This is a genomic window from Pedobacter sp. GW456-11-11-14-TSB4 (genome assembly GCF_059424425.1).
In genome coordinates this window covers 1,620,513-1,646,523 of the sequence record NZ_JBWKZK010000001.1, presented here as the reverse complement: position 1 = coordinate 1,646,523, position 26,011 = coordinate 1,620,513, and the positions used below count along the sequence as shown (strand labels likewise).

Annotated in this window: 19 protein-coding genes and 1 tRNA gene; 4 read left to right on the top strand and 16 right to left on the bottom strand. The window is 34.2% G+C overall.

The genetic code is table 11. The annotated features are described in order from the left end of the window. The coding region (locus AC07XU_RS07400) for an Ig-like domain-containing protein (RefSeq protein ID WP_494942982.1) at window positions 1-3,398 on the bottom strand (3,398 nt) is incomplete at its 3' end. Between the two features lie 594 nt (window positions 3,399-3,992). On the opposite strand from AC07XU_RS07400, the gene AC07XU_RS07395 reads away from it, so the two are divergent. Further along, complete coding sequence (locus AC07XU_RS07395; protein WP_494942981.1) at window positions 3,993-4,628, top strand: response regulator transcription factor; 636 nt, start codon at window positions 3,993-3,995, stop codon at window positions 4,626-4,628. 92 nt (window positions 4,629-4,720) lie between these two features. On the opposite strand, the gene AC07XU_RS07390 is transcribed toward AC07XU_RS07395, so the two are convergent. Together AC07XU_RS07390 and AC07XU_RS07385 are read right to left on the bottom strand one after the other, a co-directional pair. After that, window positions 4,721-6,823, bottom strand: coding sequence for a sensor histidine kinase (locus AC07XU_RS07390; protein ID WP_494942980.1), 2,103 nt, complete (start codon window positions 6,821-6,823; stop codon window positions 4,721-4,723). A 458-nt stretch (window positions 6,824-7,281) separates the two neighbouring features. Continuing rightward, on the bottom strand, window positions 7,282-8,484 hold the full coding sequence (locus tag AC07XU_RS07385) for an MFS transporter (protein WP_494942979.1): 1,203 nt from the start codon (window positions 8,482-8,484) through the stop codon (window positions 7,282-7,284). A 108-nt stretch (window positions 8,485-8,592) separates the two neighbouring features. On the opposite strand from AC07XU_RS07385, the gene AC07XU_RS07380 reads away from it, so the two are divergent. Then, window positions 8,593-9,876 (top strand): DUF2130 domain-containing protein, encoded by a 1,284-nt coding sequence (locus AC07XU_RS07380; RefSeq protein WP_494942978.1) that lies wholly within the window; start codon window positions 8,593-8,595, stop codon window positions 9,874-9,876. Window positions 9,877-10,424: 548 nt separating this feature from the next. On the opposite strand, the gene AC07XU_RS07375 is transcribed toward AC07XU_RS07380, so the two are convergent. The 4 genes from AC07XU_RS07375 to AC07XU_RS07360 all read right to left on the bottom strand — a co-directional run bounded on the left by AC07XU_RS07375 (window position 10,425) and on the right by AC07XU_RS07360 (window position 14,999). Further along, window positions 10,425-10,907, bottom strand: a complete 483-nt coding sequence (locus AC07XU_RS07375) for a GNAT family N-acetyltransferase (RefSeq protein WP_494942977.1) — start codon at window positions 10,905-10,907, stop codon at window positions 10,425-10,427. 99 nt (window positions 10,908-11,006) lie between these two features. Then, window positions 11,007-13,382 (bottom strand): phosphocholine-specific phospholipase C, encoded by a 2,376-nt coding sequence (locus AC07XU_RS07370; RefSeq protein WP_494942976.1) that lies wholly within the window; start codon window positions 13,380-13,382, stop codon window positions 11,007-11,009. A gap of 315 nt (window positions 13,383-13,697) precedes the next feature. Beyond that, window positions 13,698-14,564: an aldose 1-epimerase family protein gene (locus tag AC07XU_RS07365; protein ID WP_494942975.1), complete on the bottom strand. Its 867-nt coding sequence runs from the start codon at window positions 14,562-14,564 to the stop codon at window positions 13,698-13,700. Window positions 14,565-14,624: 60 nt separating this feature from the next. Further along, window positions 14,625-14,999: an Hpt domain-containing protein gene (locus tag AC07XU_RS07360; RefSeq protein ID WP_494942974.1), complete on the bottom strand. Its 375-nt coding sequence runs from the start codon at window positions 14,997-14,999 to the stop codon at window positions 14,625-14,627. A 333-nt stretch (window positions 15,000-15,332) separates the two neighbouring features. Here AC07XU_RS07360 and AC07XU_RS07355 point away from each other — a divergent pair, with 333 nt between their 5' ends. Beyond that, entirely contained in the window at window positions 15,333-15,854 is a 522-nt protein-coding gene (locus tag AC07XU_RS07355; RefSeq protein WP_494942973.1) for an insulinase family protein, read from the top strand. Here the strand turns inward: AC07XU_RS07355 and AC07XU_RS07350 are convergent, their stop codons facing one another. The 8 genes from AC07XU_RS07350 to AC07XU_RS07315 form a co-directional block, all read right to left on the bottom strand. After that, a complete protein-coding gene (locus AC07XU_RS07350; protein WP_494942972.1) occupies window positions 15,855-16,874 on the bottom strand; it encodes an FAD:protein FMN transferase in 1,020 nt (339 codons plus the stop codon). After that, window positions 16,874-18,196, bottom strand: coding sequence for a Gfo/Idh/MocA family protein (locus tag AC07XU_RS07345; protein WP_494942971.1), 1,323 nt, complete (start codon window positions 18,194-18,196; stop codon window positions 16,874-16,876). The genes AC07XU_RS07350 and AC07XU_RS07345 overlap by 1 nt, the downstream gene beginning before the upstream one ends. A gap of 29 nt (window positions 18,197-18,225) precedes the next feature. After that, a complete protein-coding gene (locus AC07XU_RS07340) occupies window positions 18,226-19,167 on the bottom strand; it encodes a formylglycine-generating enzyme family protein (RefSeq protein ID WP_494942970.1) in 942 nt (313 codons plus the stop codon). Window positions 19,168-19,245: 78 nt separating this feature from the next. Further along, window positions 19,246-19,386: a hypothetical protein gene (locus AC07XU_RS07335; RefSeq protein WP_494942969.1), complete on the bottom strand. Its 141-nt coding sequence runs from the start codon at window positions 19,384-19,386 to the stop codon at window positions 19,246-19,248. A 134-nt stretch (window positions 19,387-19,520) separates the two neighbouring features. Beyond that, window positions 19,521-19,769 (bottom strand): GIY-YIG nuclease family protein, encoded by a 249-nt coding sequence (locus AC07XU_RS07330; protein ID WP_494942968.1) that lies wholly within the window; start codon window positions 19,767-19,769, stop codon window positions 19,521-19,523. Between the two features lie 57 nt (window positions 19,770-19,826). Further along, window positions 19,827-19,901: transfer RNA gene (locus AC07XU_RS07325), tRNA-Val, on the bottom strand. Between the two features lie 103 nt (window positions 19,902-20,004). After that, complete coding sequence (gene recO, locus AC07XU_RS07320) at window positions 20,005-20,730, bottom strand: DNA repair protein RecO (protein ID WP_494942967.1); 726 nt, start codon at window positions 20,728-20,730, stop codon at window positions 20,005-20,007. A gap of 1 nt (window position 20,731) precedes the next feature. Next, window positions 20,732-21,079, bottom strand: a complete 348-nt coding sequence (locus tag AC07XU_RS07315) for a diacylglycerol kinase family protein (protein ID WP_494942966.1) — start codon at window positions 21,077-21,079, stop codon at window positions 20,732-20,734. Window positions 21,080-21,237: 158 nt separating this feature from the next. Here AC07XU_RS07315 and AC07XU_RS07310 point away from each other — a divergent pair, with 158 nt between their 5' ends. Beyond that, window positions 21,238-23,592, top strand: a complete 2,355-nt coding sequence (locus tag AC07XU_RS07310; RefSeq protein ID WP_494942965.1) for an efflux RND transporter permease subunit — start codon at window positions 21,238-21,240, stop codon at window positions 23,590-23,592. A 46-nt stretch (window positions 23,593-23,638) separates the two neighbouring features. On the opposite strand, the gene AC07XU_RS07305 is transcribed toward AC07XU_RS07310, so the two are convergent. Then, window positions 23,639-25,951: an O-antigen ligase family protein gene (locus tag AC07XU_RS07305; RefSeq protein WP_494942964.1), complete on the bottom strand. Its 2,313-nt coding sequence runs from the start codon at window positions 25,949-25,951 to the stop codon at window positions 23,639-23,641. Between the last annotated feature and the right edge of the window lie 60 nt (window positions 25,952-26,011).

The window sequence follows — 26,011 nt, the reverse complement described above, 5'->3', positions numbered from 1 at the left end:
GCGTAGGTCAATGTTGAGGTATAGGCACTTCCGTCAACGCTGTAGGTCTCCCCTGCAACTGCCGTGATGGCAATGCTACCTGTTGGTGTACCACAAATTGGCTGTGTTACCACAACTATTGGCGCATTTGGTAATGGGTTAACGGTTACTGTTACCGCAGTAGAAGCAGCCGAATAACAAGTACCGTTGCTCGTTTCTACGGTGTAAACTCCTGAAGTAGTAGCATTGTAAACTTGTGATGATGCACCAGCAATTAACACACCTCCTTTATACCACTTATAAGCGGTTGCGGCAGTAGCAGAAAGATCTACTGAACCACCAGCACAGAAGGTAGTTGCTGTTGCAGGGGTAATGGTTGGTGTTGTTGGCAAAGTAACATATACATCTTGTGTAATATTTTGTGTATAACCGTTGCCGTAATTAAATGTCCAAGTTACTACGGTTTTACCAATGGTTGTAATTGGGAAAGTAGTAGTGGTAGTAGCTGTTAAACCACCAGCACAAGGATCTACTAAAGTTGGTGCTGCTGGCGAAGCACTACATACCGCATTAAAATCTGCCAGAGCTGTTGGTAGATTGGTGGCATTGATGGTAATAATAGCTGTTGTAGTATTGGCACAGGTACCGTTGGTAAAACTATAGGTAACGGTATGGCTACCCGCTGTACTTGCAGCTAAATCTATTGCTCCGGTTGTTGCGTTTATGCTTAAACCAGCATCTGATGTATAGGTACCACCTGCTACACCAGTTTGGGTAACCGATGCCGTACCACGCGTACAGTAAGGGCCATTTGCATACGTAATTGTTGCAATTGGTAAAGGGTTTACTGTTACCGTTACAGGCATTATTTTTTCGCAATTTGTTGTGGTGTTGGTACCTTTAATATAATAGGTACCACTAACGCCAACTGCTGATGGACTTGCCAAAGCAATTGTACCTGCGGCATCTGTAAAATAGGTATAGGCTAAACCTGCATCGCTACCGGCGGTAACTGCAGCTGCTGTAAGATCAACTTTGTTATCATAGCATACTGCTGCTGGGTTTGTAATGACAACGTTTGGCAGTGGGTTAACATTAAATATTAAAGTAGATACTGTTGTGGTATTACAAGGTGCACCCAAAGTAATGGTACAGGTAATTGTATTTGTACCTACTGATAACGCACTATAATCTATAACTGGGTTTTTAAGGTTTTGGTTAGCTGCCGTAATACCCGGTCCAGCCCATAAATAACCATCGGCGCCTAAAATATCTACATCTAATTGAATGTTGCCACTTGGTAAATTACAAAAAACAACTGGTGTAGTTTTACCATTGGCGCTGGCTGTTGGTGTTGCTGCCACGCCTATTTGGGCAGTTTGCGTAATTATGTTACCACAACCATCTTTTATTTTAAAATAATAAGTGCCACTGCTTAAACCAGAAAAAGTGTTGCCACTTTGGTAAGCGCCAAAATTTGCACCCCCATCTAAACTTATGGCATACTCTAAAACATCACCAGGAGCTGGCGAGTTAGTGGTAGCTACAATGGTTAACACCCCATTGGTAGCGCCTGCACTACACACAAAGCCGCCTGTACTTGCCGTGTTTACCGTAATGGCATTGGCTGAGTTATATGTTACTGTTTGAGTATTAAAAACTACACTACTTCCCTTAACTTTAATACCAAAAACATAAGTACCATAGGCTAAACCATTAAAAGGTATAGCCTGAGTTGCGGTGGCTAGATCTCTCACTGCGCCTACATTAGATGGACCTGAAACTATAACAATTTCATAATATGTTTTTTCTTCAACTAGCGAGGTTATTGGGATAACATTAAAGCCACCACAGACCGGTGTAGTAGTTAAACTACTTAATACACCGGAGTAGCCTAAAATATTTCGAGTTATTGTAGCTATACCACAAGGACCTGAAATTTCAAATGTATAATTTCCTGCAGGAAATATTGTCCCTGTAGTAAAACTAGACGATCCTGAAACTGTTAAAGTTTTATGATAAGTGTAACCCACCATTGAGGGTACATCAGAAGAAATAACTTTAATTGTTATTACATCACCAATATTTCCATAACCCACATGAAATGTAACTCCTGCCGAGTTATATGCTTGTAACGTTCTACCAGAAGTAAAATTATAACTACTAGTTGTTGAAGGAATTAAAAATGATGTCGGTGAAGCTAAAAAGGATGCGTTATTACCATGTGCATCTACTGCACTTACAAAATAATCAACACTAGTTACGAAATTATTAGGGACTGTTCCATTTGATGTGGTTTGCACATATGAAATTGTAGGATTGCCTGCACTTGTAAAAGTCCAATTTATTGGATAACATGCTAAAGAAAAGGTTGACGCCCCATAGTTATCTGCTAAAGTAATTTTGCCATTACTACCACATACAGAATAAAGAACACCTACCTTAGCAATACTTGGTGCAAACGTTTTTGAGTTACCACATTTATCATAAATTACCATCTTTGGATTTCCTGCCAAAGCATTAGTGGCATTAGTAATACCATCGGGTAATGTAGTAAAAATAGTTGTTAGGGGAAAATCAGCACCTGCTAGATCAGGATTACCATCCGCATTTGTGTCTTGACCATAGGAAAGCCCGTTAAATTCTAATCGCCAAGAAAAATTTGCCTTATCCATTGATGACAATTGAACATTGCCTGTTGTGTATGCAAAACCATCTTTGGCTTTAAGAACAATTTTATCATCACAATCCCCTGCAACTTGTCTTGCTAAAACGAAATTCAGTGGAGCAAATTGACTGATAATCGCTCCATTTTGAGAAACTGCAGATGCCGATGTAATCGTTTGCCCACAAGCATCTGTAACGGCTACAATATAGTTATTAATGCCCAAAGGACTAAATGTAAAACTTAAATTACTCACTAAACCACTACTCTCTATTATAGTATTTGGTGTACTTTGTAAAGCAATGGTATAGGTAAAAGGTGCTTTACCACCAACAACACTGGCTGTTAATGCAGCAGAGCCACTCTGACATGGCGTTACTTTAGTGGGTGTGGTAACCACCATATCGTTGTAATTGTTGTTTACCACAATATTTGCACTGGTGTAAATGGCACCCCCAGCAGCGGCCCTTGCCTTTATGGTATAATTGGTGGCACTGAGCAAACCAGAAAAGGTGTCGATGTTGGTAAACTGAACGGCGTCGCCTGCTACCGGCGCTACCACCACACCTGCTTTTAACAATTGAAATTGCGGTGTGGCACCTAAACCAGTAGGTGTAGCCACAATAGTGCCCCCATCTTTACAGCCTATTGTTGTTGCGGTGCCCGTTACGCTTTGCGCAAGGGCAGCACTTCCAACACCAATAAGGCTACAGAAGGTGAGCAAGAATAATAAATAAGTAAATTTTTGTTTCATTTTAATTTAGATAAAGTAGATAGTATTGTTTATTAAGTATTGAGGATTATAACCTTTTCAGCCGTTGCTTTTTGAGTAATCATTAACTGCATTGGCAGTTTGCAAAGCAATGAACATAGCATCGAGATTATTTTTTTTAAAGGCTTTTGTTAAATTTGTAAACATCACATAAAAAAAGGCTCTCAGAATAGCTGAAAACCAATTGTTTACAAAAGTAAATGAACCATGGGTGGTAGAAATCCCTAAATTGCTTTAAAATAATACATTAATTTTAAGCTATTACCGAATTGATACGGAGATGCATTATCCAACAATAACCCAAACAGTGTGCAAAACGTGGTGTTTTGAGGAAATTAATAAGCAATAGATTTTTTTATCAAATTTTTAGGTAAAATGACTTATAATTTTTGTTTTATCATTGTATAGAAATTACAATGGTTATCCTATTTATCTTAAGCTATTCCGCTATCATCAATGCATATTTTGCAAGTAAAAAAATGATTGGGCCAATAACGATTAAATACCAAACCATTATAATATCAAACTAGCTGTTTGAAGAGCAGCTTAAACGAAAGATTTTATTTTTTGAATTTTATGAGATGTGTATTAATTGATGACCACCAAATTTTGCTAGACAGCTTATCTATGTCTATCACTGAAAACAATAACAGAATTCAAATCAGTACATATACAAGCTGTAAAAATTTCTTAAATCAGGTATATGACCAGGCTTTACCTAATATTATCATTTTAGACATTTTAATGCCTGACATGAATGGATTAACATTTTTAGAGATTTGTAAGAAACAATTTAATGGCAAGTTAAACATCATTGTATTATCTAGTTTAACAGATGTACAGACTATTAAACAAGCGATTAGAGCTGGAGCAAAAGGCTTTTTAGCCAAACTAAGTCCGATAAAAGAACTTATAACTGCAATTGAAGTGGTTTCTATTGGCAAGCAATACATAGGTAAAAACCTTCAAAGCCAACTTTTAGATTACGTGTTTTTAGATGAACAGGTAACCTATCGCATCTCAATTAGAGAAAGAGAGGTGTTAAATGGCATTTGTAACAGTAAAACAATTAAAGAAATCGCTCACGAGCTAGGTTTAAGTCCGCATACGGTGCAATCTTACCATAGAAATATCATGAAAAAATTTAAGGTAAACCGAATTGCCGACTTAATTGCATTTGCCATAAAAAATGGTTTTTACAACTACCAATAAATAAAATTGCGGTTTAATCATTAAGTATATGCAACATTTAGGCTATCGAATGATGAGATTCTGTTTTTAGAGATGAGCCGATTGATTTTAATTTAAATAATCAAAGGAAATTGGCCAATTATTTTTAATCCTTGGTTTTCTGCAGTAACAAATTCAACTAGCCCATTCAATGTTTCCAATCTAGTTTTGATGCTTTTTATCCCATATCCTAAAACAACTTTATTTTGGATAAAACCAACGCCGTTATCGCTAATTTCAAAATGGCAATTATCTTTATCAAAACTCAGATTTAGGGTAACTTTGGTACATGCTGCATATTTTATAATGTTGGTTAACGCCTCTTTAAAAATGCGCATCAGCTCATATTGCTGTTCTTTAGTTAAATTTTCTGCCGCCTGTTCCTCATTCAAATTTAAATCAATTTTTATGTTGTGTTGTTCTTCTAATTTTTGGCAAAAACCAATTAAAACATCAACTAATACAAATTTCTCACTTTTGTAACCATTACTTAAGTTTTGCATAAACGAACGAACAACCTCATAAATACTTGCTACTTCTTCATTAATGATGTTTAAAAAATGTTTTGTTTCTTCATGCGTAGCCTGTTGTTGCAAATCATCTATATAATACTTTAAAATTGTAATGTTTCCACTCACGTCATCATGCACATCTACAGAAATTTGTTTGCGTTGTGCTAAAAGCTGATTGCTCTTATCTAATTCAAATTGCATTTTCTGCAGCATTAACTCATCTTTTCTCTTTCTTTCTTCAGAAACTAACTTTTGTTCAATATATTTATTTAATATGGCCTGGCTTTTGCATTTAGCATATAGCCATAAAGCTATAATAGCTATTAAAGCTATAATCATTAGAGAAATAAATACAATTAACATTGTATTGCGCTCTTGTAATTTTTTTTGACTTTGCAAAATTGATATTATCTTTTGCTTTTTGGCAATATCGTATTTTTGGTCTATCTTGAAAACAACCCCCCTATTGTTTAATGCATTTATTTGACGATCTAAAGAATTAATTTGGTTTTGCCAATGCAAAGCCTCTTTGTAATTACCAGTTTTAACAGCATTTTTTTTAAGTTCTGACAAGCAACTTAAAAATAGCAAGTTAAATTGGCAGGACGAATAGTGAGTAGATATCCCAATTTCTTTTGCTTCATCAAATTTACCCTGCTTTATTAAACAATATATCATTAGTGGCTTTTTCTGATCTTTGCCAGCATTAATTAAATTCTTTGCATTAAGCTTAATGGTATCTAATGCATACAAATTTTTATACGCAGATTGATAATCGCCCTTTCTTATCTTAAAATTAGCATCAAAAAATTTAGTTCCTACACTATCCAAAGTAGCACTATCTTTATCGTAAATTTTAAATGTTTTCAACAAAACAGCAGCACTATCTAAATACTTTTTATTTAAAGTTTTGTCGTAAAAATTAAAAAGGATAAAAGTTTTGTTATTATGGATAATTCTGCCATATAGCTTAAATCTATCCCTAATTTTCAGATTAACATTTTTAAGATTTGCTTTCTTATAGGTATTAATTGCTAGGTTTATAAAATCCAAAGCTTTTGAATGAAGTCCAATTTGAGCAAAATGCAATGACATATTCGCGTATACAACCGACAACCGCTCTGGGTAATTTTTTATATTTGGAACTAATCTAATAGCCTCATTATATTTTCTAAGCGCCAATTCGATCCCATTGCTTCTATTCTCTATATGTGAAGCTTCAAAAATATACATTCGAATAAGCTTTTCGCCAATTATCTCGCTTCTCGGGACTTTTTGGGCAAGTGTTGTATATGCGGAAGTAAGTTTATAAAACAAATCATCATTTCTCCACCTTAGCGTTAAACTATCTCTTTCTTGTTGATTAAATTTTGTGTAAGTAAATATATTTTCTAAATTATTGGGAGTAGCTTCTTTAAAATCAATTCTGCTTAGCAAAACCTTCAATAATTTATATAAGTCTTTTTTTAATGGAAAATTTTTCCAGTTATCGTTATCACAATTAGTTAATATTTTTCTGATTTCTAAATCTGTGAGTTTAGCCGGATTTTTAGGTTTTATGCTGTCTGGCAAAATTTTAAATAAATCATTGGATATTTGAGCATTCGCTAAATTTACACTCAAACAAAAAGCGAAAAATGTTAGATAAATAAATATATTTTTCATTTATAGCTATGAAATAATTTGTTCAACAAAAAAGGTGAGAGTTATGAGGAGGCTTCAGAAAGAATAAACGTTAAAACATTTAGTTTATAAATAGCGTAAATCAAATGCAATTATAAAAATCAAGCTTTTTACTGTTCAGCAATGCTAAAAACCTAATTCTTTATAAAAGATAAGGTTTAAAAATTTAACCGCAAAGTATTTTATTTTAAAAAATTTCAGCAATGCCATTTGTCCTAAAAATCTATATTTTTGAGGTAAATGAAACCGATAAATTAAATTCTATTTGAAAAAATAATTTATATTTTGAGCATTTGGAGTTTCTCGGATAAACGGCACTCATGTCATCAAAAATTTTATAATTTTATATGTTGTTGAATGTATTTGAAAAAACAACATTACTAAGGGAGCAAATATTAGGAAGTGATATCGTTTAATTTCCTTAAAAATTATCCCGCCGTTTACTCTTCTTTATAATTTAAAGAATAATAACCGTAGGCACAAAACAATAACACAATAACACTACTCAACCAAAGTGTATTGTAACCAAATTTTTCGGCGATATAGAAACCCGCAACAGGCGTAATTTGCGCAATAGACCAAGCTATTGAGAAACCAGCCGCATATTGCCCTCGGTTAAATTCGTTGCTTCTTTTAATTACAAAAGTGTTAATAAAAGGCATCGAAAACATTTCGCCAAAGGTAAAGCCAATTACACAAAGCAATGCTAAAACAACAGGAAACGAATCTGGCAGCACTAAAAACATAAATGAAACACTAACAATTAGCACACCTGTTACGATGTAAAATTGTGGCGATTTTTTATTCTCGATTTTGCTAATCATCACCATTTCTAACAAAGCGATAATGGCGCCATTTACACCTAATATTAAACCTATCATGGCCTCATCAATGTGCCATTCTTTTTTAAAAAATACAGGCACTACCCTAAACATGAGAAAAAAACATGTTGCAAAAAGACAAGTTAGCAGTACGAATTTAATAAACCATACATCTTGCCAAGGTTTACGTACTATGATGTTTTTAGCTTTTTCGATGGCTGCTTTTCTAAAACCTTTTACGGCAGGTAATAATAAAAATATGGCTAGGCCTACTAAAATACTTACCACACCATCAACCAGAAAAAGCAATTTATAATTGATGGAAGCGATTAAGCCACCCATGGCAATGCCAAATGAAAACCCAATATTAGTTGCCAAACGATTTAATGAGTACGATCTGGTTTCTTTGCCAGGAGCCGAGTAGGCGGCTATTGCTGCAAAATTTGCTGGTCTAAATGCATCATAAAAAAAGCTGATCAGTATAGACATTACACATAAGGCTGTGAAATTGGTGATTTGTGAAAATGCTAAAAAAAGTAAACCACCAATTACCGATGAGTAGATTTGCACAGGCCTAAAACCAAACATATCGGTTAGTTTACCTCCAGCTGCTGCACCTAAAATAGCTCCTACCCCAAATAAAGATATAACTAAGCCAGCATCAGACTCTGGTCTGTGTAAAGATTGTGTAATGTACAAGCCCATAAAAGGCACTGCCATGTAACCGCAGCGGTTAAGCAAAATAACGCCACTTAGCAACCAAGTTTCTTTACTTAAGCCAGTAAAAGATTTTTTATAAGTAGTGAGAATTTGTTGGAGCATTTTTGGTTCGAATGGGTTCCAAAAATAGACAATTGGCTGTAAATTTCTATTTATAATTTCTGTATTTTTGAATTCGCCCAAAAATCTGCGACCAATAAAGCTTAGCACATGTCAACAGAAATTAAATGCCCAAATTGTAATCATTCTTTTCCTATTGAAGAAGTGATGGCAGAAGAATATAAACAGGATTTACGTGAGAAGATGGTTTCTTTTACCAAGCAAAAGGAAGAGGAGTTTCAGCGCAAATCTGAAGCATTTGAGCAACAAAGGAAGCAACAAGAAGAACTTTACGACAGGCAAAAAAAGCAACAGGAATTGGCTTTTCAGCAAAAGCTGGAGCAAGAAAAAGCAACGCTGCAAGCTACAATGGCCGAAAATTTACGCAAAACTATAAGCGCAGATTTTGAGAACCAATTGCGAATGAGTAAGGAAGCTAATTTAGAAAACGAAGAAAAACTAAAACTGGCTCGTGCTAAAGAAATTGATTTTTTAAAAAAGGAACAAGAGATTAAAACACGCGAAGCTGAATTGGAGTTGAGCATACAACGTAAATTACAAGAGCAACGTGAAGAATTAGTGGCGCAAGTTCGTAAACAAGAATTGGAAAAGAACAGCTTGAAAGATACCGAACATCAATTGCGTGTAAGGGAGCTAGAAAAACAGCTTGATGACCAGAAGAAATTAGCCGAAGAAATGAAGCGTAAAGCCGAGCAAGGTTCTATGCAATTACAAGGCGAAGCACAAGAATTAATTTTAGAAGAACTGTTACGCAATACTTTTCCGTTCGATTTGATTGAGGAAGTTGGCAAAGGTGTTCGCGGAGCAGATTGTGTGCATAATGTACGCAACCAGTTCGGACAAGAATGCGGTCGTATTATTTATGAAAGTAAGCGCACCAAAGATTTTTCGATGGAGTGGATTGAAAAATTGAAAAAAGATATGCGGAGCATGGGTGTAGATGTGGCCGTTATTGTTACTCAAGCTTACCCAAAAGGGATGGATTGTTTTGGTGAAAAAGATGGTGTTTGGATTTGCTCTTTTGATGAGGTTAAAGCGGTTTCTTACATTTTACGTGATGGGATTATCAAATTGTTTAGTGTAGCAAAATCTCAGGAAAACAAAGGCGATAAAATGCACATGCTTTATGATTATTTAAATGGCAACGAATTTTCTGAGCAATGGAAAGCTATTCGTGAAGGTTTTATGAGTATGAAACTTTCTATACAACGTGAGCGTGATGCCATGGAGAGATTATGGAAAAGTAGAGAAAAGCAATTGGAAAAGGTGTTGTTAAATGCTGCTCATATTCGTGGCTCTATTGAGGGTATTTCTGGCAACGATAATATTCAGTTGAGTTTAAATGACGATGATGATGATTTGTTATTGGAGTAATTTGAGGTTTAACCGCGGAGAGCTAAGAACGCAAAGATTTTTTGTCATTACGAGAAACGAGGAATTCCACAAGACAGATTAATTTTGCTTTTATTACTAAATTCTTTGGTTCCTTTGGTTAGTTAATGCTTAGAATAATTGAACCACCTAAGAAACCTAAGAACACCTTAGCAAATTCTTATATTTCCTTAAATGCCTTATATGCTAAACAAATTTGAAACGTAAAAAGAATACAAATTCTTTGGTCCCTTTGATGGTTTAGCACCTAATTTAATGGAACCACCTAAGAGACCTAAGAACACCTCAGCAAATTCTAATATTTCCTTAAATGCCTTATATGGTAAATAAATTTGAAACGTGAAAAGGATACAAATTCTTTGGTTCTCTTTGGTTACTTTGGTGTTTTAATACCTAAATATAATGGAACTACCTAAGAGACCTAAGAAAATCTCAGCGAATTCTTATATTTCCTTAAATGCCTTATATTGTAAACAAATTTGAAACGTTAAAAGAATACAAATTCTTTGGTTCTCTTTGGTGGTTAAAAACTATAACTCCTTCACCATCCAAATATCGCAACCGAAATGCCCTGAGTTACCCAAAGCATTGCATTGACGCTCAAAGCCTAACTTTTCATACAAACTAACCGCCTGATTTAACTCTGGCATTGATTCTAAATAAATTTTCTGGTAACCTAATTGTTTTGCTTTCTCGAAACATTTATCCATTAAGGCTTTACCCAAACCTTTGCCTCTGGCACTTTGGTGTAAATAAAGTTTAACTAATTCACAGGTATCGGTTGGCAAACCTTCTGTAGGAAAAATTCCACCACCACCTATTATTTTGCCTTCATCTTCAATTACCCAGTAAGCAGAATTTTGAACCGTAAACAACCTTGATAAATGATTAGTACTTTCATCATAAAAAGCAGTCCCAGGTTTATTGGCTTTAAATTCTTTTAAAACGGCCTTAATCAATTCGCCTATGGCAGCATTGTCTTTTTCTTGTATTGGTCTTATTGTTGGTTGCATTTGTCTCTTTTTTTACCACAGATCTTCACAGATAAACACAGATGTGTTTTATCAATCAAATATCAATTTAAAATCTGTGTTTATCCTTTTTATCTGTGGTTAAATATTAATCACGCCTCCCATAAAAGGATCAGTTATCGATTCTTCACCAGTTTCTACATGCCCTGCATAATGCTTCATGAAATTGGTTTTCCCTTTAATTTGAGTTTTAAAATCGTACCATCCTTTACTTTTTTGCAAATTTAAACTAACAACTTTTTTACTGTTTGCCGCAATGCTAATGGTTTTTGAATTTGCTTTGTAGGTCTCATCTGTAATTTCAACTTGCAAAGTAGCCATCTCTAAATTCTCTAGCAATAGCTGAATATTTCCAGTAGGTTTTTTAAGCAATCCACTTTGTTCATAAATACAATTTACACTTAACAACGGATCGTTTTTATCGCCTTTAAACTGCCTAAAAAATCCATTCGGGCCATCTACAGCCAAATTATAAATGCCATTCTCAAAATCTGATATTTTCCAACTATCTCGAATGCTATCACCAGCGCTTACCCCATAAGCCCATGTTCTGCCTGCTTCATTTTGGTAAACACTTGGTGTGTAAACGTTAAACGGCGCACCTTTATTTAGCAATTTTTGTCCGAAAGCTGTCGCGAGCGATTGAAAATCTAACTCAATGTGATCTAAATTTTTAAACGAGTTTACCAACAATTGATAAGGCAAAGCACAAGCTGGTTTTGTTCCTTTTTCTTGTACTGCAGCAAATGCCGAAGCGCCACTTTTAAAAGGTAAAAATGTATTTATTTTATCGATTTCGGCCTGTGCTAATTCGTTTGGTGTTACTTGTGCAGGTTTTGTTTTTGCATTTTGAATACATGTAATCACTCCATCTTTTTTCAGTCTTGTTGGTACACTTAATTGCTCACCATTGTACGGCCTAAAAACCGAAGTTAAATCTCCGCAAACTGCCCTACGCCATGCACTAATATTTTCACTTTTAATTTGTTTACCTATTTTATGAGATAAAAATTTCTCTAAAAACATTAATGAAGAAGTATGATCAAAAACCTCTGAATTTACATAGCCACCTTTGCTCCAAGGCGAAGCTACCATCATGGGTACACGGTAACCCAAACCAATCGGACTATCCTTTTTAAACTCGTAATCAGCCCAAGCGGCTAAACCTTCACTTACTTTTCCAGTTGATGGATCATTAGGTTTTGGTGCTACAAATGGTGGTAAATGATCAAAATAGCCATCATTTTCATCATAGGTTAAAATAAAAATTGTTTTCTTCCAAACCTCCGGATTTTTAGTTAAAATATCTATTGCCTCACTTACATACCAAGTGCCATAAAGCGGCGAGCTGGTATGGTCAGAAAAACGCTGTGGCGCTACCAACCACGAAACCAATGGCAGATTCCCCGAATCAACATCTTTTCTAAATTGTTCAAAAATATCTTCTTTCGGAATATTTAAAGTTTCCTGCTTTCCTTCTTCGTTGGTAAAAGTGAATGGCGCTAATTTTAAATAATCATCATTATCAATATTGGTTGTAAAGGCTTTATCGATTAGGTTTTTTTCGCGTTGCGAGAGTTTGTTGTATTTAGCCAAAACCTCATCGGCAGTTAATGCAGGATGGCTGGTTGTATCTCCGTTTTTACGAAAATAAGCCGATAATTTTACCTGGTGTCTTTTAACATATTCTAAAGGATTATCGCCATAGTTCCCTAACCAATCATCCTCCTCCCCTTCAGGCAAATTGGCTGTCCAAATTTCATTTTGGTAAACCTTCCACGATACGCCATTGTGTTCCAAAATTTCGGGAAAAGTTTGCCAATCTACAAAAATATTGTCTCTAGATTCGGCCTGCGAGTTATTTACCGCAGCTACTGTATTCGCATTTTGCTCAGGACGAATGGTGCCAGTCCAGAAAAATAACCTATTGGGTGTTGTACCAGTTAAAGATGAGCAAAAATGATGATCACAAATCGTAAAAGCATCGGCCATTGCATAGTAAAATGGAATATCTTCACGTTGGTAATAGCCTAAACTCATTAACGATTTTACCGGCACCCACTTGTCGTATTTACCCTTGTTGCGGGCGGCAACTTGGTCACTCCACGAGTGTGGCAAACCACCTTGCCAAGTAATTTTGGTTTTGCTAATATCTACATGAAATGGGGCAAAAGTTTTCCCTTTCGCATCGTTCTGTAACCAAACCTTATTGCCATTCGGTAATGTTTTGGCTCTCGGATTGTTAAAGCCTCTCACACCTTTCATTTTACCAAACATATGGTCGAAAGATCTATTTTCTTGCATCAAAAACACCACATGTTCTGCATCATAAAATGTAGTACCAGGCTCGGCATTTATAGCCATTGCCTTTTGTATAGACATGGGTATAACGTTGGCTGCTCCAAACGTACTTGCAAGTAACGATGCTTTTTTAAGAAAATCTCTTCTAGAATCCATTCGGGTATGATTAAATTATAGCTAGCTAATATAATGTAGAAAATAGAAATGTGTGTTATGTTAACATCAACATTTTGATTATAATTTGAAGCGCAAAATCGCTGCATATCAGTAAAAGCCATCCCGCCAATGCTGCTTCCGATAAATCGGAATACACGTATGTCGGGGCTATTTTTTTTAAGCAACATGCATTTTTGCACTTGCTATGTTCCTAAACCCGATTGAAGTGGATGCCGATTTTTCATCGGCAGAAACGGAAAGCGGGGCTAAAGTTGCCAAGAATTACTGCACTTTCTTTTACTAAAATACAACATTTTAAAAGCAAGTTACTTGCCAAGTTCTTTCCCAAAAACCATTTGGCGCTAATGTATTTATTCCTTCTTTTTGGCCTAATTCCTGGTTATGGTTTACTGAATCAGCTATGCCACACCAAGGCTCTAAACAAACAAAATCTGCATCTTTAGCGGCCCAGATTCCAAAATAAGGGAAATCTTTAAAGTTAAAATCTAAACCATTATAGTTTTTATCATTTACCAAAGAAATACTATCGCTTTTTAAGTTTTTAAATACCAAGGCATCGTCATAAAATAGCTCATGTTTTAAATGCAGTTTGCCGTTATCAAGTTTAATTGTAGAGGTTTGATCTGAAATCAGGTTGTCGACAATATGATGATAAGTTAACTCCTCATCCTTGTTAAATTGCAAATAGTAATCGGTATAACTGCCCTCTTTATTTAAAGGAGCCGCAAAAGCAGGATGACCACCAACCGAAAATAATAAATCCTTATCTCCAGGATTTGAAACCTCGTAAGTGCAACAAACGCTAGAACCATGTATTTTATAGCGTAAAGCCAATTTAAACTCGAAGGGATAAACTTTTAAGGTTTGTTGGTTGTGATTTAAGGTAAAAAGAACTTCGTGCTCGTTCACTTCTTTAACCTCAAAATCCATATCTCTGGCAAAACCATGTCTAGGCAATTGATAAGTATTTTCCTCAAAAAAGTAGGTATCGTTTTTTAATGCCCCAATAATTGGAAATAATACCGGACTAAACTTGCCCCAAAAATTTGGGTTACCACTCCATAAAAACTCTGTACCGCTGTGTACGCCTTTAATACTTTGTAGTTCTGCCCCTTTTTTTGAAAAAGAAACTACGATATGCTCATTTGCTATTGAAATCATGATGGATAAAAATAGAAATAAGAATTTCGTTTGCGTAAATAATTAACAAATAATAACAAATTAAACAATAACCTTTAGATATTCTTTAGCTTCTTCTACTGCAGCACTGCAAATTGATGTGATAAAATCTATGTCTTCATTTAACTGTTGAATGTTTAGATTTAAGCACAACTCTTCGGCAAAATACCTGTTTAAAGTTTGATCTAGCCCCATAATTGAAAGATTTGATTTCATGTGATGCAATATCCTATACAAATCAGCATAAGATTTATTTTGTAGGGCAACACGTAGCTCTTCTAAATTTTCTGGTATAGATTTTATAAATATTTTAGTTACACCTCTTTGATATACCAAATCATTTCTACTTACCTGTTTTAAATAACTTAAATCCAATAATTTAAATTTTGGCTGATTTTTAAAATTTTTGGCTTCCATTATCAGTGTATTTGTATTGGTGTATTTGGTGCCGCTCTAAAAAATAGGCAATAAATTTTTACCTCACTATTAGGCTAGCGTAAGCTATAAAAATGTTTTTTTAGCAAAAAGTTTAAGGTTTGTTCAATCTGTTCATTCTTAAATCTCGTAACTTCAGCAAACTTAAATAGAGATTTCTTGGTCGCCCTTGTAAATTTCTCTTAAAAACCGAAGAATGTTTCTTCGGAAATTAATTAAAGCACACACGAATCATTAATGAAAACTATTCAAAAATTATCCCTTCTATTCATTATTACTCTTTTTACTCTTAACGCTGCACATGCACAAACTACAATGAAAGCTCCAGTACGCTTTCAACAAAAAAATGGAATTACAGTTATAGTTGCTCAAAATGTTGGGTCTGGAAAGATATACGCCCGCTTAACCATAGAAAACGATACTGAACAAAGCGAAGATATTTACACTAATATTCTAGAGAAATACATGAATATAAGAGCTGAAAAGTTTAATGCCCTTTTTACAGAAAATTTAGCTTCAGCAAAAATTACAATGAATGCTAAAGAAGCAAATACGGCTACCGATGTATATAATTTTGAAGCGGCCTTAAATCTTGTAGCCAAATCATTTTTTAACCATGATATTGCCAAATTAGCTTTTGAGGAGTTAAGTAACTCAACTGATAAAGAAATTTTAAAATCTATTACTTATAAAGATTTGGAGGCTTACTATCACAAAAACTTTAAACTTGAAGATGTTTACATCACTATTGCCGGCGATATTACTAGTAGTCAAGCAAAAGCAATTGTTGCTAAAGCATTCGCTAACCAAGAGAAAAACACCTTGGCGAGCTTGTAATTAATTCATGATCATTTTTTTAAAACCAGATGTTAAGGTATCTACTACTTTTCCATCTGGTTTTTTGTAAATTATATAGGCTTCTAAATTTTTGTTATTTTCAACAAATTCAATGGCCTTTTTTATAGGCATTAACATTAAAGCATTATCATAGCCATCAGCATCAATGGCTTTTTTAGCAAAAACGGTAACACTTATAATTTCATTATTAATAGGATATCCGGTTTTTGGATGAATGATATGCCCGTAGTTTTTACCATTAAAAGTAATGTACTTTCGGTAACTACCTGATGTGGTTATAGCTCCTTGTTTAAAAGATATGATGTGTTTCATATCAGGATTTTCGAATTCACTTACTGCAGGACCTTCAATGCCAATTTTAATGTTGCTTCCGTCTGGTTTTGGACCTTTCCCTCTAATTTCTCCCCCTAATTCGAAAACATAGCTTTTTACACCTTTAGATTCTATAAAATCTGCAATAACATCAACAGAATAACCTTGAGCTATCCCATTTAAATCAATTTCTACCGGATTGTTATTTTTACTTAACCAACTTTTATGGAGTTTAATTTTCTCCATTCCTGTTACGTTATTTAATAAACTATTAATTTTGGTGGTATCTGGCAAATTAGCGTTTCGTTCTTTGTTATAAAAACCCCATAAACGCATTAAAGGCTGTATAGTGACATCAAAAAGACCCTCTGTTTCCTTACTAATTTGGAAAGATTTTTTAAGCACCAAGAGCATATGAGAATCTGTTTTAATTCTTCCAGCTTTCATTGCATTAAATTTGCTGATGGTAGAATTTGCATAGTACAACGACATAGACAAATCGATAACATTCAAAATGCTATCAATTTGCGATTTTGTAACTAAACTATCTGTAGCAAAATAGCTGGCAGCATAAGTTGTGCCTTGTGCTTGTCCGCTAATTTTAAATTCTCGCAACGGCGGATTTTCATCTAACAATGACAGGCAACAACAAAATATAACCAAAAAATATTTGAAACTTGAAAGCATTAAAGCACTTTAGTTTTACCTGGCATGGCTATGGTGTATAATCCGTTTGCATCGGGTAATGATTTCGGCATTGCATCCCAAGCTAACTTTTCTGGGAACAAACTATTTTCTGCTTTTAAGGCATCATCCCATTTAATTACTTCACCAGAATATGTTGCATAACGACCAATTATAGAGGTGAAACAACTTTTTGCAGCTCTCTCAGTATCCCAAAATTTATATTCGCCTTTGGTTATAGCTGCAAATAATTCATCATGCTCAGTTTGGTAAGGGTTGGCATTTCCTTTTCTATCATGGTTAAATAATTCCTTTCCCTGATGATCCCACAAAATACCAGAGTTGTTTGCAGAAAGATAAACTTTACCTTTTGTGCCTTGAAAAGTTTCATCAACCCTGTTGTTGGCGCCCTCAAAGTGGCGACACTGACTGTAAATTACTGAACCATCTGCATATTTTAATTCTACTGCATGGTTATCGTAAATCTCTCCATAATCTTTACCTGTGCGCCATGCTCTGCTTCCTGTTCCTTGTACCGAAACGGGATAAGCATTTTTAACCCAGTTCGCAATATCAATATTATGCACATGTTGCTCAACAATATGATCACCACATAACCAGTTAAAATAATACCAATTGCGCATTTGATGTTCCATTTCTGTCTGGTTAGCTGTACGAGGTTTTACCCAAACCCCACCACTATTCCAATACACTTGACCAGAAACAATATCACCAATAGCGCCATCTTGAATTCTTTTTAGCGTTTCTCTATAATTTGTTTGGTATCGGCGTTGTAAACCAACCACCACATTTAATTTCTTTTGTTTTGCAATTTCTGCAGCTGCTAAAACTTTGCGAATACCTGGAGAATCTACCGCTACAGGTTTTTCCATAAATACATGTTTGCCTTGCTTCACAGCTTCCTCAAAATGAGTAGGCCTAAAACCAGGAGGCGTTACTAGCAATACCACATCTGCTAAAGCAATTGCTTTTTGGTAACCATCAAAACCTACAAATTGACGCTCTTTTGGAACATCTACCTTTTCTTTAAATTTTTCTGCTAAAAGTTTGTAGCTATTATCTAACCGATCCTGAAAAGCATCGGCCATTGCCACTAATTTAAGGTTAGATTTTGTACTTAGAGCCTGAAAAGCAGCTCCAGTTCCTCTATCACCACAGCCAATCAATGCGATTTTTATGGTATCATCAACAGAAGAATTTACTCCTGCCCAAGAATAGTTGCTCATCATCACGCCACCAGCAACTAAGGCAGAGGCTTTTAGAAATTCTCTTCGCTGTTTCTGCAAATCATTTGTGTTTGTCATTGTATTTAGGTTTTTAGGGTTAGGTTGATTTAAAAATCTTTAATTGGAGGTTTATTATAATATGCTTCTATTTCCGCATTTGTTGGTGCAAGAGCTGGCCTTACTAATCTTATCCCAACAAATGGAGCTTCTGGAAACCACCAATTGCTTTTTGGTATTTGAGGGTCTATCTGTTTCCAAGCTGGATCTGAAGCAGATCTTGCCGCAGAGCGAAGATATTTTGCATCATCTTCATAAGACCCACCACGAACAACCAATGGATATAATTGTTCTGGTATCGCTACTGGGTTTTTGGCATTTACCGATTTGGCATAAAATTCTTTTGTGTATTGGTCATAAGTCCACTCAGCTACATTGCCATGCATATCATACAATCCCCATGCGTTTGGTTTTTTTAGACCAACTTGCTGTGTTTTCTTTTCGCTATTAGTTTTATACCAAGCGTATTCATTAAGTTTTTGGTCATCATTACCAAAACTAAATTCAGTTGTGCTACCCGCTCGGCAAGCATACTCCCACTCAGCCTCAGTTGGTAAACGATAAAAAACACCCGTACGTGCATAAAGCCATTTGCAAAATTGTATAGCGCTATATTGTGTCATAGCAAGAGCGGGGTGATTTTGCTTGCCCATCCCGAAAGTCATGTCTAAATATGGTTTTGTTGGCCTAGTAACGGCATCAACCTGGGCAGAAATGTTTGTACTATTGGTTTTTTCGTAATCCTTGTATAAAAATGGCTCAAAAATATCCCAAGTTACCTCAACTTTACTCATCCAAAATGCATCAATTTTTACATTATGAACTGGTAATTCATCGGCATTACCATTTTTGCTCCCCATTAAAAACTCCCCTGCAGGTATGGCCTGCATATCAAAGGCAAGTTTTGTCCCGTCAATTTTTTGCTGATAATTTTTATGTTGTTGTGCTTTAACCTGAATATTAATCAATATTAAAACTAACAATAGTCCCATTTTATTAACCATGGGTTTAAAATAAAAAAAGATATTTGTTATTCGGTGTAAAATTAATGAAAGGTTATTATTTACCAGTTAATAAGTACCCGGAGAAGGGCTTGAACTTCCGCCCTGAAATATGGTATCGAAAGTAATGTTACATGCCTTTGCAACTACCACTATAATTATAATGATGATAACTAGAGAAACTATTCTTCTTTGACGAGCACTATCCATTCCTGATATAAAATTAATACTTTACAAGTTTAAAAAAATTTATGCACAAAAAAAGCCCCAGATTTCTCTGAGGCTTTCTGTGGGAGCTGAGGGGTTCGAACCCCCGACCCTCCCGACGAAATGTCGGGATGCTATCAACCAGCTGACCTAATCAACTGCTCAATCAATTTCCTGCTTTTCCACTTCTTAATTGCTCGCTCTCTTGCATAGGCTTCTTCCCTTTTCTCATAATCTTCTTTATAAACCACAATCCAATCGCCAGTGTGACCAGTAAAGCCCGAATGATTTGAATTATGTGACCGCAATCTTCCATCAACCTCTCTAGTTGAGCCCACATAATATTTATTTCGGCTTTCAGAATATAGGATATAAAGAAAATACATACCCTAATTTAACATTTTGAACACAAAAAAAGCCCCAGATTTCTCTGAGGCTTTCTGTGGGAGCTGAGGGGTTCGAACCCCCGACCCCCTCGGTGTAAACGAGGTGCTCTGAACCAGCTGAGCTAAGCTCCCTTTTTTTGTTTCCTTAAACTTAAAACTTAATAAATGTTCCTTCGTTTTGGGAATGCAAATATAGTGTGTTATTGCAGTTTTGCAAAAAATATTTTCATTTTTTTTAAGAAAGTATCTCTTCGAGTACTTGATGAGACTTAATTTGCCCGAATGAAGCCGTATGTAAAGTATAGTAAACCAATATCTTATCTAGTAAAAATCTACGCAATTTATTATCTAATTTTATTTCAATTATTTTTTCAAAAGGGGTAGAAAAAAGCAATAAAAAATAATTTGCATCAGATTTATCAATAAAATATTGATGAATTGGCATTAATGTTTTAAAATCTCCCTCTTGCAAATCAAAGTATTTTTGATCGTTTCTTGTTTGCTGATGAGGAGCGAAACCCAAAAATCGCGATAGCTTAATTAAAAAAGCCAAATGAAAATTAACATTATTGCCTAAACTTTCATCAAACCAACTAATGGCATTATAAATAAAATCGAATAAGTTTTCATCTGTATGTTGCTGCCTAATGCTTTTGTATAAAACCTCATTTAAAAATTGGATAATGGTATTTTTAACTACATCGTAAGGGATAGTTTTAAATACTGGCGATGGCCTAGCCTCAGCAACCCGCTGTATTTGCGTATTGATTTTATGATAAACCACCATATCCAACAAATGCAAAGGCTGTAAAACATTCATTGGTATTTTGGCTTTAGGCTTTTTTACGCCATTAATTAGATAGGATTGTATACCAAACTTATCAGTAAAAACCTGAACAACCACACTACTTTCGCTAAATAATGTAGTCTTTAAAACAATTCCTCTAACTTTATGCAGCATTCTAAATCAACTTCGGAACAAAAATAAATAATCCAATTATTAATGCAGCTATTGCTCCAATTAAAACCGCAGCAGCTGCGACATCTTTAATAGCTCCAGCTTTGGGGTGGTGTTCTGGCGAAACTAAATTAACAAGTATTTCTAAAGAGGTATTTACTAATTCTAAAATAAAAACAAGTGCAATTGAAAAAATAATCCACAGCCACTCATTTTTATTTAAACCAACTATTAAACCTAAAATTATAGCAACACTTGCGGCAATACAATGTATCTTAAAATTTAATTGTGTATTAAACGCATATTTGAGGCCATTAATAGCATAAGTAAAACTATTTATTATCTTTTTCATAAAGTTTAAAATTACTATTTAATAATTAAACAGACGCAACCCCTTCAAAAACAAACAATAACCTAATTTTACTGTTTAATAAACATAAAAATAAAGGCATAGATTTTGCGATGAGCCATTTTTATAGTTTCTTTACCATTTAAAATACCGATAATAAGATGTGGGTTAAACTCTCTAAAGCAATTTTACAGAACCGAATTGCACTAATCATATTTTTTGTTGTTGCCACGATTTTTATGGCTTATCATGCCAAAAATCTAAAGTTATCTTATTCTGGAGCTAAAATTTTACCTCTTACAGATTCTGTATTTGTAAAATACAATGAGTTTAAGAAAACATTTGGAGAAGATGGAAGTGTAATGGTTCTAGGCATCCAAAGTCCAGAGATCTACAAAAAAGAAAACTATAATAAGTGGTCTGCTTTAACAAAAGAAATTGAGCGACTAAAAGGTATAAAAGGAGTATTATCTGTCGGCAAGTTATTTGAACTTCAAAAGGACACCGTAAATCAAAAATTTACGGTTGGAGCAGTACCCAGTACGTTGCCTACCTCTGATACAGAAATGGATTCGCTTAAGAATAAAATTCAGAGCATGCCTTTTTATAGTGGGTTATTATTTAATATAGAAACAAATGCCACATTAATGGCAATCACTTTCGACCCAAAAATATTAAATTCGGTAAATAGAAATCCAATATTAAAAGAGATAGAAGCTAAAGCAGATGCCTTTGCAAAAAGCACAGGAATTGAAGTGCATAAATCGGGTTTGCCTTATATTAGAACAGCAACTAGTAAACTGGTTTCCAATGAATTTGTATTGTTTTTGGGCTTATCAATCTTGGTTTCTGCACTAATTTTGTTAATTTTCTTTAGAAGTTTTTATGCCGTTTTCTTCCCAATATTAGTTGTAATAATGGGTGTAATTTGGAGTATTGGCACACTAGTTTTATTCGGTTATGAAATTACCATCTTAACAGGATTAATTCCGCCGCTCATCGTAATCATTGGTATTCCCAATAGCATTTTACTATTAAATAAATACCATGGTGAGCTTAAAAAGCATGGCGATAAATTAAAAGCACTAAGCGTAACTATTGAGCGAATTGCAGTAACCACTTTAATAGCAAACGTGACCGCAGCAATTGGTTTTGGAGTTTTATACTTTACTGGAAGCGAATTATTGATGCAATTTGGAAGCGTAGCGGCACTAAACGTAATGTTTACCTGGTTAATTTGCCTTTGCTTAATTCCAATTATTTTTAGTTATTTACCAATACCAAAAGGAAAGGCAAATGCGGTACACACACCAGATTTTCTAGATAAAGTCCTTATAAAAACAGACTTACTTGTTCAGCGAAAAAGCACTCTAATTTATATTATCACTTTTGTAATATCCGTAATTTCATTTATAGGTATCTACAAAATAAACATTAATGGGTATGTTGTTGATGATTTACCGAAAAATTCTCAAATTTTAACAGATTTAAAGTTCTTCGAAAAGAATTTTGAAGGTATCCTACCATTGGAAATTAGTGTAAATACAAACAGGAAAAATGGCGTTTTAAGTTTATCAACACTAAAAAGGATTGATAAAATGGAACGAATGATTGCCGAATATCCTGAATTTTCACGTTCAATATCATTAAATACTGGCTTAAAGTATGCTTCTCAAGCTTTCTACAATGGAGACTCTACTTTCTACCGTTTACCAACTGATATAGAAAAAAACTTTATTCTAGCTTACGCTGCAAACTCGGGCCAAGGTAATGGCAACATGCTTACCAACTTTATTGATAAAGACAAACAAACAGCACGAGTAAGCTTTCAAATGGCCGATGTAGGTTCAAAACGCTTAGATCAATTATTGGAAGAATTAAAGCCGCGTATCGATTCGATTTTATCGCCAAAAAGATTTGATGTACAGCTAACTGGATCAAGCATCATTTTCTCTAAAGGAACAGATTATTTATTGAAGCATTTGTTCGAAAGTATAGGTTTGGCTATTGTTTTGATATCCTTACTTCGCCTTGCGCAATTTAAAAGTTTAGGCATTATGTTTATCTCTTTACTGCCCAATATTGTGCCATTAATTATTACAGCAGGGCTGATGGGATTTTTTAATATAGCTTTAAAACCATCTACCATTCTGATCTTTACCATTGCATTCGGATTAGCTTCCGATCAAACTATTTACTTTTTAACCAGGTATCAACAAGAATTAACGCTAACTAATTATTCTGTTTCAAAAGTTGTTTCTGATACCATTAGAGAAACCGGTGTAAGCATGACGCACATTGCGTTTATCTTATTCTTCGGTTTTGGGATTTTTACGGCGTCAACGTTTGGCGGGACAGTGGTTTTAGGATTACTGCTTTCAATAACTTTATTTGTGGCTCTGGTATTTAATTTAACTCTGTTACCCGCTTTAATGTTGTGGCTTGATAGTAAGAAATCTCGTAAATTAATTCCGGCTGAAGAAGTTGCAAAAAACATTGAAAAAATAGACCATTAACCAATTGACGGAATTTTTAATTTGATTTAACAAATTAAAAATTCTGTTAATTGGAGCTGCAGTATAAATTCACTTTTGTTTTAGCATCAGAATAATTTCCCGCGGCGGCAAAATACTTGCACGCATTTGCCTTTTGTCCAACGTTTATAGCGCATATTCCTAAATAATATTCAGTTTTACCATCTGTTAATCCAGGTAAGCTTAAGGCCTTTATAAAATAGGCTATAGCCTCATTTGGCTTATTTGTATTAAAATAATAAAAGCCAATGTTTTGATTTATGTAAACATTTGTTGGATCAATTTTTAAACCTTCAAAATAAGTTTTTAATGCATCACTATGTTTACCCCTTGCAAAATATCCTTGTCCTTTAATTATCAAATCTGTGATTTTAGAATTATTAATCTTTTTAGTAACAGTGCTATCTTTTGGAAATTCATCGATCCCCATCTTCTCAAACTCTATAAGTGAATTTTTATTTACGCCAATGTTCTTTAGTGCATCGTAAGTAATCACCCATCTCCTAGCTTTATTTGATTTTGATGGTATTGCAAACATTTTTAATATTTCTGTAGAATCTTTAATACTAGTTGCCGTATTAATTGCATTTAAGAAAAAATTATCGTTAATAGGTTTAATATAAAAAGCATTTTTTATATGTTTATAGGCGCTATCAGGCTCCCCCATTTCTGTAAATATTAAATACTTGTAAAAATCTGGTCTGCCTAAATGAGGATTGATTTTATTAGCACTATCTAAATATTTTAAAGCAAGATCATATTTTTTTTCTCTGAAATAATAAATGCCTGCATACTCTACATACGATTCAGATGACTGAAATACATTAGGAAATTTCGGTTTAGAGTTGATTACATCATCGCCTTTTAAAACACCTGATGCTTGGAAATTGATGTTATCTGTTTGAATTAGGTATTCTAAATTTGATGTTTTATAAGCATTGTAAGTTACATAAACAGGCAAAGCCGAAATGATGATCAGCCCTAAAAAGATCGTCTTTTTATTGATTTGATTGCTATCGAGAACCACTCCATTAACATGGGTAAATGCCAAAATTAAACAAAAGCAAATTTGCATGGTAGGCCTGTAAAATGGAAAGTTAAATGTTGAATCTATCCCATAAATAATCAACAATAAAATGGTTAAAAAAGCAACATTCTTTACGTGCTGTTGTGTTGTAGATAAAATCTTTTTTATGTTTAATATTAAAATCAATCCAAAAAAAAGAAAATATAAAATCCCGTTTAATAAACCTGTCTCTGCGGTAAGTTCTAAAAAATCATTGTGTGCATGTAAAGATAATGTTGATGAAGCCCATGGTTCATAGGGTATAGATTCTATTCGATAATTACCCAAACCTATGCCAAATACAGGTTTTGTTTTAATGAGTTGAATTGCATTTTTATAAAAAGATAAGCGAGCATTCGCAGAACCATCCTCAACATTGATTTGCTTAAGTCTTTCAGTGGTAGAAGAATATCTTCCTGTTAAGTTAGCTTGCTTGAAAACAGTGGTTACAACTGTATTAGAAATTAAAATTGGCATTATAATAAGCAACAATTTTATTGCTATTTTTTTCTTTTCAACAGATTGAATTAACTGATAAAATAAGAAACAGATTGTGATTAAAATTAACGAAAGTAAGGTTGCTCTAGCATTAATAAGGAATATGATAGTTGTACCAAACAATAACGAAAACACCAAAAACCATTTTTTCCAATTCTTAAAATGCATTAATCCGAAATAAATGAAAGGTATTTTAAACAATATACTGGCCGATAAAATATTGATATTACCGGTGTTGCCTTTTAAAAATTCAGAGTTTAAACCCTCTAATACAGATTTGCTGCTGACCATACTTTCAAAATTATACAAGGCAATTCCAGCTTGAAAAAATGCACTAACTCCTACTAGAAATATAATTTTATAAATTAAATGAAGTCTGTTAAGTAGTAAAATCCCGAAATTAACTACAAGAGAACATACCACTAAAAGCTCAGCAAAGCTTAATATACTAAGCGACTTATTTTTTGCTGAGAAGATGGAAACCCCACATAACACTATAAATAGCAAGTATATTTTAAGAGCATAACTTTTCTTAAAAATTTTTAATAGCGCATAATTGTGCAAAAGTGGATTTGAGTAAATATATATTGCTATTAAAATGTTTAGAACTGATAGATACAAAAATTGCGGCGCAATAATTTCATAGGTTTTAAAATATGGAAGAAAATCAATAATCAGAAAAGCACTCAAAAACAGAAGCACCATAAAGTCTTCAAAAGAAGAATTTTCGTTGTTGATTTTAAGAGATGGAGAGGCTATTATTTTAGATTTTTTCATTTTATTCAAAAACCCTTCTTAATTAATTTACAGGGTTTAAATCGAATAAATGTAAGTAAA